This is a genomic window from Dietzia timorensis (genome assembly GCF_001659785.1).
GTDB lineage: Bacteria > Actinomycetota > Actinomycetes > Mycobacteriales > Mycobacteriaceae > Dietzia > Dietzia timorensis.
This window is the reverse complement of record NZ_CP015961.1, coordinates 796,662-815,326: the sequence shown is the minus strand read 5'-3', so window position 1 is coordinate 815,326 and position 18,665 is coordinate 796,662. Positions and strand designations below refer to the sequence as shown.

17 protein-coding genes are annotated in these 18,665 nt (G+C 65.1%); 2 read left to right on the top strand and 15 right to left on the bottom strand.

The window, feature by feature from the left end; all coding sequences use genetic code 11:
• Position 1 precedes the first annotated feature (1 nt).
• The 12 genes from BJL86_RS03750 to BJL86_RS03695 form a co-directional block, all read right to left on the bottom strand.
• A complete protein-coding gene (locus BJL86_RS03750) occupies positions 2-1,036 on the bottom strand; it encodes a prolipoprotein diacylglyceryl transferase (RefSeq protein WP_067472671.1) in 1,035 nt (344 codons plus the stop codon).
• Complete coding sequence (locus tag BJL86_RS03745) at positions 1,033-1,698, bottom strand: hypothetical protein (protein ID WP_067472669.1); 666 nt, start codon at positions 1,696-1,698, stop codon at positions 1,033-1,035. The genes BJL86_RS03750 and BJL86_RS03745 overlap by 4 nt, the downstream gene beginning before the upstream one ends.
• Positions 1,695-3,137: an MCE family protein gene (locus BJL86_RS03740; protein WP_067472668.1), complete on the bottom strand. Its 1,443-nt coding sequence runs from the start codon at positions 3,135-3,137 to the stop codon at positions 1,695-1,697. The genes BJL86_RS03745 and BJL86_RS03740 overlap by 4 nt, the downstream gene beginning before the upstream one ends.
• Entirely contained in the window at positions 3,134-4,384 is a 1,251-nt protein-coding gene (locus BJL86_RS03735; RefSeq protein ID WP_075844824.1) for an MCE family protein, read from the bottom strand. Before BJL86_RS03735 ends, BJL86_RS03740 begins: the two co-directional genes overlap by 4 nt.
• A complete protein-coding gene (locus BJL86_RS03730) occupies positions 4,381-5,646 on the bottom strand; it encodes an MCE family protein (RefSeq protein WP_067472666.1) in 1,266 nt (421 codons plus the stop codon). Before BJL86_RS03730 ends, BJL86_RS03735 begins: the two co-directional genes overlap by 4 nt.
• The gene (locus BJL86_RS03725) at positions 5,643-6,797 is read right to left on the bottom strand and encodes an MCE family protein (RefSeq protein WP_067472720.1); all 1,155 of its coding nucleotides are present in this window, start codon (positions 6,795-6,797) and stop codon (positions 5,643-5,645) included. Before BJL86_RS03725 ends, BJL86_RS03730 begins: the two co-directional genes overlap by 4 nt.
• On the bottom strand, positions 6,797-7,828 hold the full coding sequence (locus tag BJL86_RS03720; RefSeq protein ID WP_067472665.1) for an MCE family protein: 1,032 nt from the start codon (positions 7,826-7,828) through the stop codon (positions 6,797-6,799). The genes BJL86_RS03725 and BJL86_RS03720 overlap by 1 nt, the downstream gene beginning before the upstream one ends.
• Positions 7,825-9,177 (bottom strand): MCE family protein, encoded by a 1,353-nt coding sequence (locus BJL86_RS03715; RefSeq protein WP_067472664.1) that lies wholly within the window; start codon positions 9,175-9,177, stop codon positions 7,825-7,827. The genes BJL86_RS03720 and BJL86_RS03715 overlap by 4 nt, the downstream gene beginning before the upstream one ends.
• 2 nt (positions 9,178-9,179) lie before the next feature.
• The gene (locus tag BJL86_RS03710) at positions 9,180-10,025 is read right to left on the bottom strand and encodes an MlaE family ABC transporter permease (protein ID WP_067472719.1); all 846 of its coding nucleotides are present in this window, start codon (positions 10,023-10,025) and stop codon (positions 9,180-9,182) included.
• A gap of 18 nt (positions 10,026-10,043) precedes the next feature.
• Positions 10,044-10,757: an ABC transporter permease gene (locus tag BJL86_RS03705; protein WP_414836057.1), complete on the bottom strand. Its 714-nt coding sequence runs from the start codon at positions 10,755-10,757 to the stop codon at positions 10,044-10,046.
• Between the two features lie 195 nt (positions 10,758-10,952).
• Positions 10,953-11,870 (bottom strand): 3-oxoacyl-ACP reductase, encoded by a 918-nt coding sequence (locus BJL86_RS03700; RefSeq protein ID WP_067472660.1) that lies wholly within the window; start codon positions 11,868-11,870, stop codon positions 10,953-10,955.
• A 3-nt stretch (positions 11,871-11,873) separates the two neighbouring features.
• A complete protein-coding gene (locus BJL86_RS03695) occupies positions 11,874-12,068 on the bottom strand; it encodes a ferredoxin (RefSeq protein ID WP_067472657.1) in 195 nt (64 codons plus the stop codon).
• A 182-nt stretch (positions 12,069-12,250) separates the two neighbouring features.
• On the opposite strand from BJL86_RS03695, the gene BJL86_RS03690 reads away from it, so the two are divergent.
• Complete coding sequence (locus tag BJL86_RS03690) at positions 12,251-13,951, top strand: AMP-binding protein (RefSeq protein ID WP_231887143.1); 1,701 nt, start codon at positions 12,251-12,253, stop codon at positions 13,949-13,951.
• Between the two features lie 32 nt (positions 13,952-13,983).
• On the opposite strand, the gene BJL86_RS03685 is transcribed toward BJL86_RS03690, so the two are convergent.
• The gene (locus BJL86_RS03685; RefSeq protein ID WP_082908381.1) at positions 13,984-15,501 is read right to left on the bottom strand and encodes an aldehyde dehydrogenase family protein; all 1,518 of its coding nucleotides are present in this window, start codon (positions 15,499-15,501) and stop codon (positions 13,984-13,986) included.
• Between the two features lie 180 nt (positions 15,502-15,681).
• Complete coding sequence (locus tag BJL86_RS03680; protein WP_067472655.1) at positions 15,682-16,569, bottom strand: LysR family transcriptional regulator; 888 nt, start codon at positions 16,567-16,569, stop codon at positions 15,682-15,684.
• Between the two features lie 135 nt (positions 16,570-16,704).
• On the opposite strand from BJL86_RS03680, the gene BJL86_RS03675 reads away from it, so the two are divergent.
• Complete coding sequence (locus BJL86_RS03675; protein WP_067472652.1) at positions 16,705-17,625, top strand: DMT family transporter; 921 nt, start codon at positions 16,705-16,707, stop codon at positions 17,623-17,625.
• Here the strand turns inward: BJL86_RS03675 and BJL86_RS03670 are convergent.
• The gene (locus tag BJL86_RS03670; protein WP_067472650.1) at positions 17,622-18,653 is read right to left on the bottom strand and encodes an LLM class F420-dependent oxidoreductase; all 1,032 of its coding nucleotides are present in this window, start codon (positions 18,651-18,653) and stop codon (positions 17,622-17,624) included. The two genes, BJL86_RS03675 and BJL86_RS03670, sit on opposite strands and share 4 nt — an antisense overlap.
• Positions 18,654-18,665: the final 12 nt, after the last annotated feature.

The window sequence follows — 18,665 nt, the reverse complement described above, 5'->3', positions numbered from 1 at the left end:
GCTAGAGCACCTCGACCTTGGACACCTTCCACGTCTTGCCGTCGCCGTCTTCGACGCGGTCGACACTGACCCTAAGCCGCGTCGACGAGCTCTGAGCCTCCGGATTCTCCTTCGTCGACACCATTCGGTTGAGCATGACCACGGTCACCACGTGGTCGCTGTCGATCCGGTCTTCGAGCCCGACTGCAGCGACCGTGGCGTACGAATTCGCCTCGGTCTCCTTGGCAAGGGAGGCGACCTGTGGTCTGGTGGTCTCGCGGAACTCCTTCGCTGCTTCTCCGGTGAGCTGCGGTTCGACACGGCCCAGCTGTTCATCGACGCCCTCGGAGTCGTAGGTGAACATGTTGGTCACGATCGTGCGCGCCGCGTCGGCGGCCTCATAAGGGGCATTGGTCTCCGCCTGCTCGCTTGCGACAGCCTCTCGTTGGCTTCCGTAGCCCACCCAACTGACGACCGCGACCACGGCGAGCACCGCGGCAACCGCGAGTAAGGCGGAAGCGAGTTTCGGGTTGCCCTCTTTCTTCGGTGCCTGCCGAGGCGTTCCGCGTCCCTTCGCCCGTTGTGTCGCTGACGTCGGAGTGCCTTTGCCGCCCCCTTCGATGCCCGTGCCATCGGCGGGTTCGTCCACGGTGGACTTCCCTGGGCCGGGTTCCTTGTTACGGGAGTCTTTTACGCCGGAAGGCTTCGAGTCGGCGTCCTTTGTGCTGACGTTATTCTCGTCGGAATCGGTCTCGCCAGTCTTGACGCCTCGGGTAGCGCCCTTCTCGGACGTGTTCCGCGAAGCGTTTTCGGCCGCGCCGTCTCGGGCGGGGGTTGTGGTAGCCCCGTCGTTCGACTCGGCGTCGTCGGCTTCGACGGTGGTGTCTTCACGTTCTTTGACGTCGAAACCGCTCGCGCGCACGGCCTCGAGTGCCTCCCGCCGCGCCTTGTCCGCCCTGTCTTGCGCCTTCTGCGCCTTGCGCGCCGCCTTTTCCGCCCGGCGAAGCCGGCGGGGATCGTCTGCGGCACCCATCGCGTCGCTGGTTGAATCGCTCACGGGATAAAGTTCACCCCTGTCACCTTCAGCACTCCGTCGTCATTCGGGGTAACCACCACTCGGACACGGTACGTGTGCGCGTTGGGATCTCCCGCACTCGCCGTGGGATCGTTCTCTGCCGCGGCATCGTCGCCGGTGCCGGAGTCCTTCGCCGCGTCATCGGATTTGTCGTCTTCGTCGCCCTTGTCGTCCTTATCGGCGCCATCTGAGTCGCCGCCAGGTTGATTCTGGATCTGCTGGTCAACCGCCATGACGATGTTGTACTGGGTCTTACCGTCCCCGTCGGTGGTCTGGTTCTCCAGGCCGGCGGCTACAACGGACCCCTCGGCGACAACCTTATTGAGCTCGACGATGCTCTCGTACGAGTCCCTGCGCGGACTGAACTGGCTTGCGAAATCACCGTCGATATCGGCCTCGATCTTGTCGACGTCCTCGGCGATCGTGTCCTGGCGGATGGTCATCAGGTTGGTCATGACCTTCGTGGCGAGGTTGACGGCGTCGGTCTGCTGCTCATAAGTAGCGGCGCGCGCGGTGCGGACCTCGTTCGCCTCGGCGCGTGCATCGAGGGCCATATAGGCCCCCACCAATGCCACGACGAGCGCGACCAGGGCGACCGCGGCCGCCACGATGAGCGCCTTGCGGGACGCTAGTGCTCGGCTCAACTTACCTTCACTCCGTTCAGCACGGCATCCGTCATCGAAGCGCCGGACGCGAGTGCCGTGTTCTTCCCCAGATCGGACTGGGAGTAGGTCTTCCCGTCAGAGGCTACATACTCTCCGGTATCCGGGTCGTACATGGCCGCCGAGGTCGCGTAGGTGTTTGGATCCTGACCACCGGCCGGCCAGTCCTGCAGCCCCACGTCGGGAAGCTCGGTCTGCGGCGGGCCGACCTCGCTGTTATCGGGCGGATTGTCTCCGAGCACGTCTTCCGGGCCGTAGCCGCCCTCTCGGCACTGCTGCACGGACGCGCCACGGCGATCCGGGAATTCCATACACGGCAGGTTTCGTGCTCCGCGCACCGTCGTTGCCGCGTCGGAGGGAACCTTGCAGTACAGACCGTTGATCTGCGCGGGAACCGACAGGTCGGCCGGCGAGCGCTGGTCGGCCGCGGGAATAAAGCCCGTGGTGCACGGCGGCGGGTTATTGAGCTGCAGGTTGAAATCGACCTTGATGGAATCGGCATCCTTTCCGCCGTCGATGGCGGTGAGGAGCGCCGAGACGATCGCCGGATACAGCACGAGGAGCTGCTCAAGCGAACGGTTGTAGACGACGCCGACCTCGCCGAGCGACATGAGATTGGCGACCAGCACCGGCAGGACTGGTTGCAGCTCATCCATCGTGCGCTGGGTCTTGGCGAGCATCTCCGGTCCATTGTCGAGGATGCTCTCGAGCTGCGGCCGGTTCTCGCGGAGTTGATCGGTGACGTTCGCGAGATTGTCGATCCACTTCTTCAGGGAATCCTCCGAACGGATCTGCGAGTTGAGCAGCGGCTCGGCGTCCCGGATCAGGGCATTTACCGCCTCGGAGTTGTTGTTGGCCTCTTGCACGAACAGCCTCGACGAGTCAATGAGTCGCTGCATGTCCTGCTCGCTGCCCGCGAAGGCATCAAAGCTCTCCTGGAGAACATTGCGCATCTTCTCGTTGTTGACGCTCGCGAGGAGCGCGGTCGCCTGATCGAGTACCGGGCCCATCCCCTGCGGCAGCGACACCTGGTCTCCGCGCAGCACGGTGCCGCTCTCGAGCTCCCCATCGGGCGCGCCAACGGGGATGAGGTCAACATACTGCTCGCCCACCGCGGACACACTGCGGATCTCAGCTCGGACGTTGTTGGGAAGATTGGCACTGTCCTCGATATAGAGGTTCGCGCGGACGCCATCGGGGTTGAGATTGACCTCCTCGACGGTGCCGACCGTATTGCCGAGGTAGGAGACGTTGGCATTCTGGTACAAGCCGCCGGTGACCGGCATCTCGAGCGCAACGTCCACCCGGTCGAAGCCGAATCGCTGCGGCAGCTTGAGGTAGACCACGGACATCGCAGTCAGCCCGATCACTGTGATGATCGCGAAAAACACCAGCTGCCACTTCACCTGTTTGGACATCATGGCTGACCACCTCCACCGGGTGCGGGCGCGGGAGCGGGAGCGCCGGCACCAGCCGCGCCCTCTGCCCCGTCACCGTTGTAGTGTTGCTGCCCCTCCGGCACGTCCATCGCATACGGATCGGCGCTTGCCATCGGCGCCGGGGCGAGGCCAACCACCCCTTCCAGGCCTGCCATGCGATCGCCCATGTCCGTGCCCAGGAAGAAGGTTTCGGCCATTCTGTCGCCTGTGACGTCAGCGTCGATGTAGAGGTTGGCGAAGTCGCCCTTGAGGAAGTTGTCCATGCCGTTCTGCGGGAACGGGAAGGTGATCAAGATGTTCATCACCCGGGTCAGGTTCCTGCCGGTATCGGCAAGCTGGGCGAGCGTCGGGGTCAGGCTGTTGAGGTTTTCCACGAGGTCGGGGCCTGCGAGGTTGGCGACGGTCGTCGCACGAGCGCCAAGGTCACCGAGCCCGACCAAAGCGCCGGAGAGCTGGTCTCGTTGCTCACGCAACAGCGTCGTCGCCTCGGGCATCTGGGTGAGCGCCTTGCCGAGGGTGTCGTTCTGTTCGGCGACGGTGCCCGAGAGCCGGTCGAGCCCCTCGATGGCCTCGACGATCGAATCGCGCTGGCGATCGAGGGTCGATACCGTGTCGTTGAGCTCGCCGATCACGGCTTTCGCGTCGGTGACCCGGCCATCGTCGAGGGCCTGGTTGAGCTCATGCGCGATGTCCTCGATCTGCTGAAGCCCGCCGCCCGAAAGCACCACGGACAGCGCCGCGAGTGTCTGTTCTGTCGTCGGATAGGTGCCGGCTCGCTCGATGGGGATGACGTCGCCGCCCTTGAGCTCGCCCGTAGGCTTCTCCTCCGGCGGCGGGGTGAGTTCGAGATGCTGCGAACCGAGCAACGAGGTCTGGCCCACCTTCGCCCACGTATTCGCGGGCATCTTCACTTCCTTGTCGAGCGAGAGCGTGAGCACCGCTTCGTAGTCGCGGGCGACGATATCGGAGATCGAACCGACCTCGACATCCCCGATCCGCACCGGGGAGTTCCGGGTCAGCGTCGTCACATCCGGCATGTGCACCGTGACTTCGAACGCACCGTCCCCGCGCCCGGCGGCACCCGGGAGCGCCACGGAGTTCAGCCCCTGCCAACTGCAACCTCCCAGCACGATGACGGCGGACGTCGCGAGCGCGCCCGCCTGTACCGCCCGCCTGCTTGCGGGGCGAGGCTTCGGCGGCCGGCCGGTTGAACGTGGTCGGCGCGTCATCGTCCACCTCCGGGTGAGAGTAGAGAAGTCAGGTCTGCGCCTGCCTCGACGTCATTCCCCCGCGCCGCGGGCGAGTCCGAGGGCGGTTGCACACCCGGCGGGGTCTGCGTGCCGGGCTTCTGGCCGTTGTCGATCTGGTCCGCGGCCGCCGTCGGCGTACGCGGCGTCGCAAGTTTGACGTCCGGGTAGTTCATCGCGATCTGATTGAGCATCGGCGCAAGGTAGGACTGGCACAGCTGCGCATCGCTCTGCGCGGTGTTGTTGGCGACCGCCTGGATCGCGCCACATACGAACTGCATGGGGTTCGACAGCCATTGCGGCGCCAACACACCGTTGAGCGTGCCCTGGTAGGGGTGATAGATGTTGTAGAAATTGGCCATCGCCGTCGGGCCGACGTGGAGGAGGTTTTCGACTTCCTCGCGCCGGTCGCGAAGGACGTTCGTTGCCTGGCCGAGTTTGTCCACTCCGCGGGTGATTTTGTCCGAGTTGTTGCCGAGGAACCTGTCGACGTCCTGGAGCGCCACGTCCAGGTCGATGAGCGCGTTGTCGAGGTCGCCGGTCGACTCGTTGAGCACGTCCGTGACCGAGGCGAGCCGTCCGGAGAATGCGACGATCTGATCCTCGCTGTTGGACAGCGCGCTGACGAACAGCTGCAGGTTCTGCACCGTCGAGAACAGGTCGGTGCGCCCCTGGCTCAGCGTCTCCATGGTCGAGGACAGCTCCTCGAGGGTGCGGCGCGCGCGTTGACCGTTGCCGTCGAACATCTCGTCTGAGGCGTCGACGAAATCCGACAGCGTGCCGTCGGGGTTGTCGTCTGTGGGACCGAGCGCCGTGGAGAGTGACATGAGCTCGTTCTTGATCTCATCCCACTCCACGGGGATCGCCGTCTTGTCTGTCGGGATGACGGCGCCATCGTGGATCTGCTCTCCGCCGTCATATGCGGGTGTGAGCTGAATGAACCGCTCCGCCACGAGAGACTGGGCGACGAGCACCGCGTCGGCGTCCGCGGGGACAGGCTGATCCGCGTCGATCTCCATGGTGACCTTGGATTTGCCGTCCTCGGCCTTGATATCGGTGATCGCCCCGATATCGACGCCGAGCATGCGCACTGAGTCGCCCGGGTACACGCCCTTCGTGGAGGCGAACTCGGCGGTGATCGTCTTGTGCTCGGCGCGGTTCCACAGCCACCACGCGCCGGCGACGACGAGCGCGATGATCGCGACCACGGCGATGAACTTGACGCCCTTTCCTAGCGTTCTCATGGCGTTCGCCCCTCTCCCCAGCCCGGGAACTCGTCGAGGATGTTGATCTCGGGAGCGCCCGGCATGGTGGGTTCACGTTCCAGTGGAGGCTGCGGGCCGGTGTTGGGGTCGAGCGCCGGCGCGAGATCGTGGAACAGCGACTGGGTGTAGTGCGGCAGGCTCAGGTTGGAGATATAGGCGTTGAACCAGGGCCCCGAGGCGACGGCTTCGCCCAGTGGGGTCGAGTACGGCCCCATCCGGCGCAGTCCCAGGTCGATGTTGTCCTTATTGCGGATGAGCTGGTCCGAGACCTTCTCGACCTTGTCGAGCGCCGGGCCGAGCTGCGCCTCGTTGTCCTGCACGAGGCCGGACAGCTGGATGGCGAGTGCGTCGACGTTGCGGATCAGATCGGCGATCGCCCGCTTTCGTTCGTCGAGCGCCGTGAACAGCGTGTTGCCATCGTTGATGAGCTGCGAGAACTGATCCGAACGCTTACCGAGCACGTCTGTGGACTCGCTTGCCTTGCGCAGTAGTTCCTTGAGTTCCTCGTCACGGTCATTGAGGGTTCGCGACAGGCGGGTAATCCCGTCGAGTGCGCCGCGAACCTCCGGCCCCGCGGCGTCCATGGTCTCGGAGATCTGGTCGAGCGCCTCGCTTACCTGATCGGTATCGAGCTCCTCCACGGTCTTCGACACGTCCCCGAGCGCATCGGTGAGCGCATACGGGGTCGATGTGCGATCGAGCGGGATCGTTCGATCCGGCAGCTCCCCGCTTCCACCGGAGAACACCGCGAGCGCGCGGCGGCCGAGAAGGGAGTCGGTTTTGATCTGCGCTCGTGTGTCAGCCCCGAGCTCGACGTCGCGGTTGATGTCGAAGTCGATGCGGACCGCCCCGTTCTCGATTTTCAGGTCCCGAACGGTGCCGACCCGCATTCCTGCGACGTGAACCTCGTCGCCGTTCTTGAGTCCTGCTGCGTCGGCGACGTAGGCGGTGGCGTCGTGGGTGCCCATGATCCAACCGACCTTGTTGTACGTCGTCGAGACGAAGATGAGCAAGGCGCAGATGGCGACGCCGAGGATGCCGATCCAGCGAGGATCGCGATCACGGAAGCGGAGCTTGCCCTTCGGCGACTTCCGGACCTTGGCTGCGGCGGGGTCCTTTTTCGTTGCCATCACATCGAACACCTCCCCGTCGTCTGCTCGTACTGCGGCAGGAACTTCGTCGTGCCGTCCGGTGCGGTGAACCTCATGAGGACACCGCAGAGATAGAAGTTAAAGAAACCGCCGTAGGTACCCAGTCGGGACATCTTCTCGAAGTCCGAGGGCAGACGCTCGAGCACCGTGTCGACGTATTCCTCGTCGTCGTTGAGTAGGCTCGCGACGCGGTCGGCCTGGGCGATGTCCTCCTTGAGTGGGGGGCGTACGTCGGCGATGAGATCGGACATCGATTGTCCTGCCCCGGCAATGCGTTCGACCGACTGCGCGATCGGCTCCGAGTCCTTCGACAGCCCGGAGATCAGCTGTTGCAGATCGTCGACCATGCGGTCGACGTTCCCGCTGTTCTCCGCAACGGTGCCGAGGACGACGTTGAGGTTGTCGATGACCGAGCCGATGAGCTCGTCGCGGTTGGCGAGCGTACTGGTCAGGGAGCTGGTGGCCGCGAGGAGTTCCTGGACATTCCCGCTCTCGCCCTGGAACACCGAGATGATGGCCTCGGTGAGCTGGTTGACCTCGTCCGGGTTGAGGGCCCGAAGTAGCGGCCGGAAGCCGCCGAGCAGCGCATCGAGATCGAGTGCAGGCTGGGTTTGTGCGAGCGGGAGGGTTCCGTCCTCCTCAAGGGTTTCCTTTCCTCCGCCGTCATGGGCGAGCTCCATGTACCGGTCGCCGGTGAGGTTCTCATAGCGAACCTGCGCCACGGTATCGGTGTAGACGATCTGGTCCGAGTCGACCGAGAAGTCGACCTGTGCCAGGTTTCCGGCGACGAGGTCGATCCCCTTGATTCGGCCGACCTCGACGCCCGCGATGCGCACCTTATCGCCCTTTTCGAGCTGGGAGACGTCCTTGAACGTCGCCTTGTATCCCACCGAAGAACCGGAGCGGTACTCGCTGAATACGACGAAGAGGCCTGCGAGTACGACGAGCATGATGACGGTGAACAGCGCCAGAGGCACGACGGGGGCGCGGGAACTCGAGGACTTGCTCATCGTTCACCTCCATCGGCGGGTGCTGGTTCGGGTGTCGGCACGGGTTCGGGCGCGGGTGCGTCGGCGTCCGGCGCCGGGTTCCCGACCGCCGCGTTGAGTTCGTCCTCGTTGCTGTATTGCTTGGTCTGGCCGAGCATCAATTGGAGGATCGCCGGCGGGGCAGGCTTGCCGGGCTCGGCCTCGATGGCCGGCCCGATGAGCGGCCCGACCGGATCGCGGAACGAATTGGGCTGGCCTTCCATGACATTGGAACCGGTATCGCTGACGAGGAAATTCGCCTTGGTTCCGGGCTCCATATTGGGCATGCCATGACACCGGGGGCCCGTCGAGGCGTTGACCTTCGGCAAGTCCTTCGGATACTCATAGGGTTTCGCTCCCTGTTGGAACCCGGCCTTGAACACGAGGCCCGCCTGGTTCTTCCCGCCGAACGCCTGTCCGTGCTCCTCGACGCCTTGATTGAGCCCGATGATCATGCAGTTGAGAGCCGGCGAATACTCTGCAACGAGCGAAGTCGTGGCTCGCAGGTCGCGAAGGGTCTTGATGATGTCGTCGCCGTTCTCGCGAAGAAGGACATTGCCGGTGTCAGCGGTTCCGATGGCATTGGCCAGTAGCGCCTCGAACTGCTGCTGGCGCTGGACCACGGTCTGACCGACATCCGTTCCCGAATCGAGAAGCCGCATGAGATCGTCGCTCGCATCGGCGTAGATGTTGGACACCTGGGCGGACTTGTCGAGATCTCTTTCGAGGGTGTCCAGGTTGGGGTTGAGCGCCTGCAACGACTGATTGAGGTCGTGGATGGTGTCGCCCAAGGTCTCACCTCGCCCGGACAAGCCGTTCGATACCGCGCCGAGCGTCGCGTTGAGTTGGTCGGGACGGATCGATTGGAGCAGATCGGTGAGCTGCTCGAACATCGAATTCACTTCGGAGGTGACACTAGCCTCTCCGATGACGGTGTCGCGCTCCATCGGGGTGGGAGACGGGTTGTCCGGGATCTCGAATGTGACGCCCTTGGCTCCGAAGACCGTGTTCGAACCGATGTGAACAGTCGCGTTGGAGGGCACCGAGCGGAGCAGCTCGGGATTGACTTTGAGGTCGATGACGGACACGTTCTCTTCCCGCCGGATGTCGCTCACCTGCCCGATATCGACGCCTCGTGCCCGTACTTTCGAGCCGTCGTCCATGACGAGGCCGACCCGGTCCGTATATACGGTGAGCGGGACGGACGGCTCGAAATATCCGAAGAATCGGCCGAGTGCGCCCGCCGTGAGCAGCCCGATGATGAGGATGAGCGCGGTACCCGCGATTCCCCGTGCCCGCTTGTCGCGGCCGTCTCCTGGTCTGGTCGCCATCTCTACCCGCCCGAAAGGTTGAAGTTTCCGTCGCTGCCGTAGACGGCGAGCGAAACCAGCAGAGTCACGGTCACGACGGCGATGAGCGAGGTGCGCACAGCCGAGCCGACCGCCGCGCCGACGCCCGCAGGCCCGCCGGCGGCGTTATAGCCCGAATAGGTGTGGATCAGCATGATCGTGATCGCCATCGCGATGGCCTGCACGAACGACCACAGGATGTCGCTGGGGATGAGGAATGTCGCAAAGTAGTGGTCGTACACGCCTCCGGACTGCCCGTAGATATTCACGGTGGCGAAGCGGGAGGCGAGGAATGATGCGATGACCGCGAGCGAGTAGAGCGGGACCACGGCGATCATCCCTGCGACGATGCGGGTGGAGACGAGGTAGGCGACCGAATCGATCGCCATCACCTCCAACGCGTCGATCTCCTCGGCGACGCGCATCGCGCCCAGCTGTGCTGTTGCGCCGGCCCCGATCGTTGCCGCCAGCCCAATGCCCGCGATGACCGGCGCCGCGATTCGCACGTTGATGAACGCGGCAAAGAAGCCGGTGAGGGCTTCGACGCCGATGTCGGACAGCGACGAGAATCCCTGCACGGCGATGACGCCACCAGTAGCGAGAGTGAGAAAACCGACAATGACGACGGTGCCGCCGATAATGGCCAGCGCGCCTGTGCCCATCGCGATCTCGGCGATGAGCCGTAGGGTCTCCTTGGGGTACGCGGTGACAGCCTTGGGAATCGACGCCAACGCACGCCAGAAGAACAAGGCATGTCCGCCGAGGTTGTCGAACCCCAGCTCGACCCGGTGCCGGGCCCGTTCCAGGCGCGGGAACCGCGCGGTGGTGATAACTGCCACGAGGTCCCCCTATGCGTTGAGGATCTGCACGCCGATGGCGGTCAGAACCGTGTTGACGACGAATAATGCCATGAACGCGAAGACAACGGTCTCGTTGACCGCGTTGCCCACGTCTTTCGGGCCACCGCGGACGTAGAGCCCCTTGTAACAGGCGACGAGTCCGGCGAGCATGCCGAACAATCCGGCCTTGATCTCGGCGAGAACGAGCTCCCCGAGCCCGGTGATGAGCGTGATTCCATCGACGAACGCCCCGGGGTTCACGCCCTGGAGGAGCACGGAGAACAGGAATCCACCGAGGATGCCGATCGTGCACACGAGCCCGTTGAGTAGCAATGCCACGAACGTCGACGCCGCGACGCGGGGAACGACGAGCCTCTTGATCGGATCGATCCCGAGGACTTCCATGGCGTCGATTTCTTCGCGGATGGTGCGGGCACCGAGATCTGCGCAGATTGCGGTCGCGCCGGCGCCGGCCACGATGAGCACCGTGACCATCGGTCCGACCTGGGTGACTGCGCCGAGCGCGGCCGCTGCGCCAGACAGGTCGGCGGCGCCGATCTCGCGCAGCAGGATGTTGAGGGTGAAACTCACGAGAACCGTGAACGGGATCGCCACGAGAACCGTGGCGAGCATCGACACCCGGGCGATGAACCAGGACTGGTCGACGAACTCTCGGCCCTGACGAACGATCGCACCGAAGGACGCCAGAGTGTCCAGGGTCATGGCGAAGAATTCGCCGACACCCCTGAGCGGGGCGTCGAGTACTTTGATCACCTCGCCAGTCCTTCCTCGCGTATTGCTCCGATGTTCACGGCCCCTCGGCCTGAAACATCCCTTACATCATGCTGTGGCCAAACCCCGTCCGCTGGTATTTCGGACGGATTAACAGGAAACTCCACCTGAGAAAGTTAGTGGCACTTAGAGTTTTGCGACCTCACTCGCGGAGAACGAGCGCCCCTCTTCGCGTCCCTCCCAGTGCGAATCGATCGCAGCGGCGAATTCGGCCCGGTTCCAAATACCTCCATCGGCATCGAATCGCTGCTCGACTGTGGGGGCGGCGACAAGCGCCACCATCCCCCCATAGACGACGAACAATTGCCCGGAGACCTTCTGCGCCGCCGGCGAACCGAGATACGAGACCAGATCCGCCACGCGTTCGGGGGCGAGCGGATCCGGGCCGTCTTCCGGGTTCCATTCTTCGAAGACATCTTCGGTCATCGACGTGCGTCCGCGGGGGGCAATAGCGTTCGCGGTGACTCCGATCCGAGACAGGGCGCGCGAGGCGGACAGCGTCAACGCCGTGATTCCGGCCTTGGCCGCGCCGTAATTCGCCTGCCCCGGGGGGCCGAAGAGCGCGGCTTCGGAGGAGGTGTTGATGAGCCGTCCGTACACGGGCGCGCCGGCCTCTTTGCTCTTGGCGCGCCAATAGTGCCCCGCGTTGCGGGTGAGGAGAAAGTGTCCACGCAGGTGCACCTTCACCACGGCGTCGAACTCATCGTCAGACATGTTGAAGAGCATCTTGTCGCGAGTGATTCCCGCGTTGTTGACCACAATGTCGAGGCCGCCCAGCTTTTCCGCTGCGGAGATCATCTCGTCGGCGGTTGCCGCTTCGGAGACGTCACCGAGCACCAGCTCGGCTCGCGCCCCCGCCTCTTCGATGGCGGCGATGACCGCGTCGGTGTGCTCGGAGGTCTTGATGTCATTGACGACGACTGCGGAGGCACCGGAGCGAGCCAACTCGATCGCCTCGGCCGCTCCAAGCCCGGACCCCGATCCGGTGACGACGGCGACCCGCCCTTCGAGGGACAGCGAATCGCTTGCAGGGGTTTCGCTCACTCGTTACTCCTCAATCGACAATGCAGCCATCGGACATTTGGCCACGGCCTTACGCACGCGACCCTCTAGTTCTTCCGGAACCTCATCGACGAGGACCTGAACGTATTCGTCGTCATCGTCGAGCTTGAATACCTTGGGCGCGAGGCCTGTGCAGACCGCCTGCCCCTCGCAGCGAAGGTCATCGACAACTACCTTCATCGGTTTCCCCTTTGTGTGAACTCTTGGTGGACACTCGCAACACTCGAGCGATTGTCGCTCCGGTCGGGAGTGCGCGTCCGGATTACCAGACAACCAACAGTGTGACCGGGATAACTGTAACGTGTTCCAATTTTTGCGTGAATTGCCCCCTACCGAGTCGACTCGGCAGGACAATCGCGATCGTGAACTCCCCCATCCGTTCGATCGACGATTTCGATTCCCCCTCCGCTTCCCTTGCAGACTCCCTGGCTGCGCTGTCCACCACGGACGATCGCGGCATCAGGTTCGACGAGGAGTTCCTACCATGGTCACAGGTGGTCCGCCGGGCGCACGAGCGGATCGGCGCCTTTCGCCGGTGGGCGGCGAGAACAGGTGCGGGTTCGTGCGGTACGGGAGAGGATCGGCATCCGCCGCACATCGGCATCCTCCTCGACAACTCCCCGGAATTCGTCTTCTGGTTGTGTGCCGCCGCATCTTCGGAGCTCGTCGCCGTCGGCCTCAACGACACCCGCGCCCCGCGGGCGCTAGCCGCGGACCTCGCCACGGCGGACGTCCGAGTGGTCGTCTATGACGCCGGACATGCCGATCTCGCCCGCGAACTGGCCCGCCACACCGCCGTCTCAGTGATCCCGGAGGCCGAGTTCGCGAGAGTCCCGGCGAATGCGGCGTCCGACGTCATGGGCGATGTGACGGAGCCGGGAGAAGTGGACCCGGCTCGGGGCGGGGATTCGCTGGTCGCGCTGATCTTCACCTCGGGTACGTCCGGGGATCCGAAGGCGGTTCGTGTCACACAACGCAAGATCGCGGCGCCCGCACGCATGCTCGCCGACCGGTTCGACATCGGCCCCCGCGACTGCATCTACAACGCGATGCCGCTCTTCCATTCGAACGCGGTACTGGTCGCCTGGCCGATGGCACTGGTCACGGGGTGCGACCTCGCGCTGCGCCGGCGGTTCTCCGCCTCCGGGTGGCTCGGCGATGTACGCCGTTTCGGCGCGACGTTCGCGAACTACGTGGGCACGCCATTGAGTTACATTCTCGCCACCGACGAGCTCCCCGACGACGCAGACAACCCTGTGCGCATCGTCTACGGGAACGAGGCGGGAGCCGAGGTTCGCGAAGCGTTCGCGGAGCGCTTCGGGGTCCGGGTGGTCGACGGGTTCGGCTCGACCGAAGGCGGCGTGGCCATCTCACGCACCCCGGACACCCCGGCGGCCGCGCTCGGCCCCCTCCCCCAAGGCGTTCTCGTCGTAGACCCGGAGACCGACGCCCCTCGGGAGGTGGCACGCTTTTCCGATGACGGCGGGCTGGCGAATCCCCAGGAGGCGGTCGGGGAGCTCGTTCGCGAGGGACCGGGGCTCTTCGCCGGGTATTACGGCAACCCCGCCGCCGACGCCGAACGCATGCGAGGCGGGCGGTTCCGCACTGGCGACCTGGCATACGTGGACGCCGAGGGATTCGTGTACTTCGCGGGCCGCGCGTCGACGTGGATGAGGGTGGCCGGGGAGAACCTCGCGGCGAGACCGATCGAGCGAGTCCTGTTCCGGCACCGGCAGGTCGCCGAGGTCGCGGTGTATGGCATTCCCGCCACGCCGCCCCCGGGCGACGACGTTGTCGCCGCGGTGGTCCTCGCGGACCGTGTCGTCGACGAGAGGACGGTGGACGATTTCGCCGCCGGGTTCGGCGCCTTCCTCGCCGCGCAGAGCGATCTCTCGCGAAGGCAGTGGCCGAGGCTGCTCCGGGTTACTGCGGACCTGCCGCGCACACCGAGTTTCAAAGTCCGCACACCAGTGCTCGCCGCGCGCGGGCGCGCTACCGGCGATGATGCGGTTTTCCGCCGGGTCGATGGCGGGACCGCGCCGGCCTACGAGCCGCTGCGGTAGCGGCGCACCACGAAGGTGGCGGAACGGCGCCGTCAGCCTAGGAACTTGGTCCGCAGAGTCATCGCCTTCAGAAACAGGCTTGCCTGGCGCTTGGCGGCGGCGTCGAACGGCGGGGTCATGAAATCACCGACGTTGTAGTCGAAGTGGGAGACCGCGACCGCGCGGTCGCGCGAGAACGTGTCGAATCCCCATTTTCCATGGTAAGAGCCCATTCCGGACTGCCCCGAGCCGCCGAACGGAACGGCCGAGGACACCATGCCGATACCGAAATTATTGCCGTAGACGTTGCCCGAGCGGGTGTGCCCGACGACGTAGTCGAACCGCGGCCCGCGCTCGCCGTACCAGTACAGCACCAGCGGATCCGGGCGCGCGCCGATGTACTCGACGGCCTCGGCGATGTCGTCGTAGGCGAACACGCTGAGCACAGGGCCGAAGACTTCGTCCCCGGCGATCTCCATCTCGTCGGTGACCCCGGTGATGAGGGTCGGGGCAATCTTGCGCTCGACCGCGTTCGGCAGCTCCTCCCCATCTGGCACGGCCTGGCGGACCGTGGCCCCTTTCGCGCGGGCGTCGTCGATGAGTCCCACGATGCGCGTGAAGTTCGAGCCGTTGATCGTGGCGGTGTATTCCGGGTTGCCGGAGATCGCACCGAACTTCGACTCCCACGTAGCCAGCACCGTGTCGCAGAATTCTTCGAGCCTCGAACGGGGAACGAACACGTAATCCGGGCACACGCACACCTGGCCGCCGTTGACCATTCGCGAGCCCGCAACATTCGCGGCGGCCTCTGCGATATCGGCCTCGGGGTCGACGACGACCGGATTCTTCCCGCCGAGTTCGAGGGTCACCGGCGTGAGGTTCGCGGCGGCGTCGGCGGCCACTGATCGGCCGACCCTGGGCGATCCGGTGAAGAACAGATGGTCGAAATCGAGCACGGAGAAATCCGCACCGCGGCCGTGTTCGGGACCGGCGAAAGCGAGCTCCTCGACCGGGAAGTACTTCGGCCCGAGGGAGCAGAGCAGTTCGGTGGTGCGAGGGGTCGACGACGAGGGTCGGATCATCACACGGTTACCGGCACCGAGCGCGGAACCGGCGGGCACGATCGTGAGATACAGCGGGAAGTTCCATGGCCCCATGACGCCGACGACGCCCTTCGGTTCGTGGCGCACCTCCTGGTGGAAGCCGACCTTGGAAAGCGCCCTGGAAACCACATCGGGCTTCATCCATTTGGCGACGTGCCCCCGTTGGTGGTCGAGGTCCGGCATCGAGGCCGCGATGTCTGTGAGCGTCGACAGCGCCTCGGGCCGGGAGCCGTAATCCTCCTGCAGCGCGGCGGCAAATTCGGCGGCGTTGTCGAGAACGAGCTGCTTGAGCCGCGAAATCCGGTCGCGCCGCACCTTCGCGCTGGGCTGCGGATCCTCGCGCTGCGCCTGTTGCTGGATGGCGAGGATCTGCCCCAGGCTCAGTTCGCGCGCCGTCGCCCCGCCCGGAATCGCACCGCTCCCGTTGTGGTCATTTGTGACGCCGGACGTCGCATCTGTCGTGGTCATCGGCTACTTCCCTCGCGCGTATTCAACAAATAGAACACGTTCTACCTTACCGATAGTTCGCCTCTCAGCTGCCCGCGTTCCGGAAACCCCTTTCCGGAAACCACCGGGGAAGTCGCAGAACTCGATTGCGAAATACCGGGTCTCCGGCACCGCGAAAGGCCGCGCGAGCAGCGCCGAATTCTAGGAAGGCAACGCGAAGTGCGAGTGGTCCTGGGTTTCCACGCGTTCGGTGCCCACGTGCGCGGCGAGAATAGCTCGGGCGGTATCGACGAGCTCTGCCGAGGTGGACGAGGTCCGCACGACGACCAGTTGGATCGCCGATACCGGCGGCGCCCCGGGCAACTCGCGTAGCCCATCGGGCATCTTCTCCATCACCGGGGCGAGCATGGTACCCACCCCATGCCGGACTGCCTCGAGTCCGCTCGCCAGGTCGTTGACCTCGGCGGCGACCCGCCACCGGCGCCCGGACGCACTCCACGTATCGAAGGTCGGTTGGCGCAAGGTGCACGGCGGGGTGAAAACGACCAGCGGCACCTCCGCACCCTCACTCGGATCCGGCACCCCGGCACCCCACAACCAGCGCAGCCGGAAACCCTCCTCACGCGGAGAGATCTCGGGAGCGATCCTCGTGGTCACCGCGATGTCTATCTCACCGCGTTCGAGGAGCTCGCGGACAGTGCGGTTGCGATCGAGCAGAAGCCTGACATCGACCGGCTGGAACGCCTCGCGGAGCGGACCGGCGAGCATGGGCAGCACGAGCGCCGCAGAATTTTGCGCGGACCCGATGACGATCGAGTCTGATTCCTTATCGAAATAACTCACGGCATCGTCGTGCGCGGCGAGAATTGCTCGAGCAAACGACAAGAGCCGCTCGCCGTCCTCGGTCAATGCGATTCCACGGCCATCGTGGCGGACGAGCGGGGCTCCGCATTCCTTTTCGAGGCGCCGGAGGTGCTGACTCACGGCCGACTGCGTGATGACCAGGGACTGAGCTGCGCGGCGGACACCGCCGGTGGTCGCGACGGCGACGAGCGAACGCAGAGGGACGATGTCAAAGGTGCGGGGCACCCCGCCAGCTTAACACCGCAGCCCGGCGCAGCTATCGTGCCAGACGAGACCCTGCCGACCGTTCTTAATTCGAGAACGGTTGATTCAGAATACTTCATTGGACAGCAACACTTGCACACGACAAAGATAGAGGGCATGAAGATTTCCCCGTCGCTCGCGCTATCTACCGCGTTCTTCTACGCACTGGGCTATCCCATCGGCGCCCTGGCAGTCCGCGCGGCGACGCCGGGGATCGTGCTTCTCTCGCGATTCGTCGCCTCCGCCGTCATCCTTGCATGTATTGCGACGGCCCTCCGGCTGGAATGGCCGCGGGGCAAATTCGCCGTGCACGCCGCCGTCGTCGGGGTTCTCTCCCAGGGCGTGCAGTTCGTCGGCTGCTACCAGGCGATGCGCCTGGGAGTGTCCCCGGTGCTCGTGGCGCTCATCATCGCGATGAACCCGGTGCTCACTGCGGCCCTCGCCACGCGGGCGCTCGGCGAGCGTCTCGACCGGCGCCGGGCGGCCTCGGTGGCGCTCGCGGTGCTGGCGATCGGAGCGGCCTTCGCGGGACGCCTGCTCGACGTAGGCCGCATCGATGCCGCCGTTCTGTGGGTGGTTCTCGCGGTGTTCGGTCTCGCGGGTGGCGGCATCTACCAGCAGCGGTACCTCACCACAGGGCACCCGGTCGCTTCGAACGCGATTGGGATCGTCGCCGCGATCGTGCCGGCCGGGGTATTCACGCTCCTCACGAAGCAAGAGGTGACGAACGCGCCCCAGGCAGTCTGGATGGTGGCGATCCTCGTCGTGGCGAACTCGGTCGTGGCCGCGACCTTGTATATGGCGGCCATCAAGCAAGCAGGTGCGGCGGCGGTATCGCTGCTTTTCGGAATCATCCCATCGATGGCGGCGCTGCTGTCGTGGGCGATCATGGGTGAGCGCCCCGACCTCGGTGTGGTTGTCGGGCTCGTCATCGGTGCCGCCGCGTGTTTCCTGGGGATTAGGCGGCGCGGCGCCCGAAGCACACCCGTCGAGAACGAGGCCTCGAGGCGGCCGCGCGAGTCCAGTTCGAGCGCCTAGGTAAGCCGCCCGAAAGCCTGGATCTCCTCGACGCTTCCGGCGGTAACACACATCGTCGTAATACCTGCGTCCTCCCATTTACGCACCTCGGAGCGCACATGCTCTTCGTTGCCGATGATGGCCATCGCCTCGATCATCTCGTTCGGGACCGCCGCGGCCGCCTCGTCCTTGCGTCCGGAACGGAACAACTCGGTGATCTTCTCGACCTCGTCGTCGAAGCCGAGCCGCCGAATGGCGTCGGCGTGGAAGTTGGTGTCTTCCGAGCCCATGCCGCCGGCGTACAGCGCGACGAACGGCCGGTACATGTCGAATACCGGTTCCGGTTCGTCGGTGATGTGCACCATCGCCTGGAACGCGACCTCGAAATCGGCGCGGCTGCGGCGGGCTCCGGGCCGCGCGAACCCCTCGTCGAGCCAGGCGTTGAACTGCTCGGCCTGCCGCGGTGACGCGAGAAAACCGAGCCATCCGTCGGCGATCTCGGCGGCGAGCGCGATGTTCTTGGGCCCCTCGGCGGCGAGGTAGATCGGCAGGTCGGCGCGCAAGGGGTGCACGATCGGCTTGAGAGCCTTTCCCAGCCCGGTCGCATCCTCACCCGGGTACGGCAGCGTGTAAGCGGGCCCTTCGGAGGTCACAGGCGCCTCGCGCGCGAGCACTTGCCGAACGACGTCGACGTATTCGCGGGTACGGGCGAGCGGGCGGCGGAACGGCTCGCCGTACCACCCCTCGACGACCTGCGGCCCGGACACGCCCAGCCCCAGGATCGCGCGCCCACCGGAGAGATGGTCGAGGGTGAGCGCGTGCATCGCGGTGCTGGTGGGGTTGCGCGCACTCATCTGCGCGATAGCGGTGCCGAGTTTGATGTTCTTCGTCTGACTGCCGTACCAGGCGAGCGGGGTAAAGGCATCCGAGCCCCACGATTCGGCCGTGTACACGGCATCGAAACCGGCCTCATCCGCCGCCCGAATCAGTTCTGCGTGGTTGGTTGGCGGCTGAGCGCCCCAGTATCCCAGGGTCAATGCGAATTTCATGCCCCCATTGTG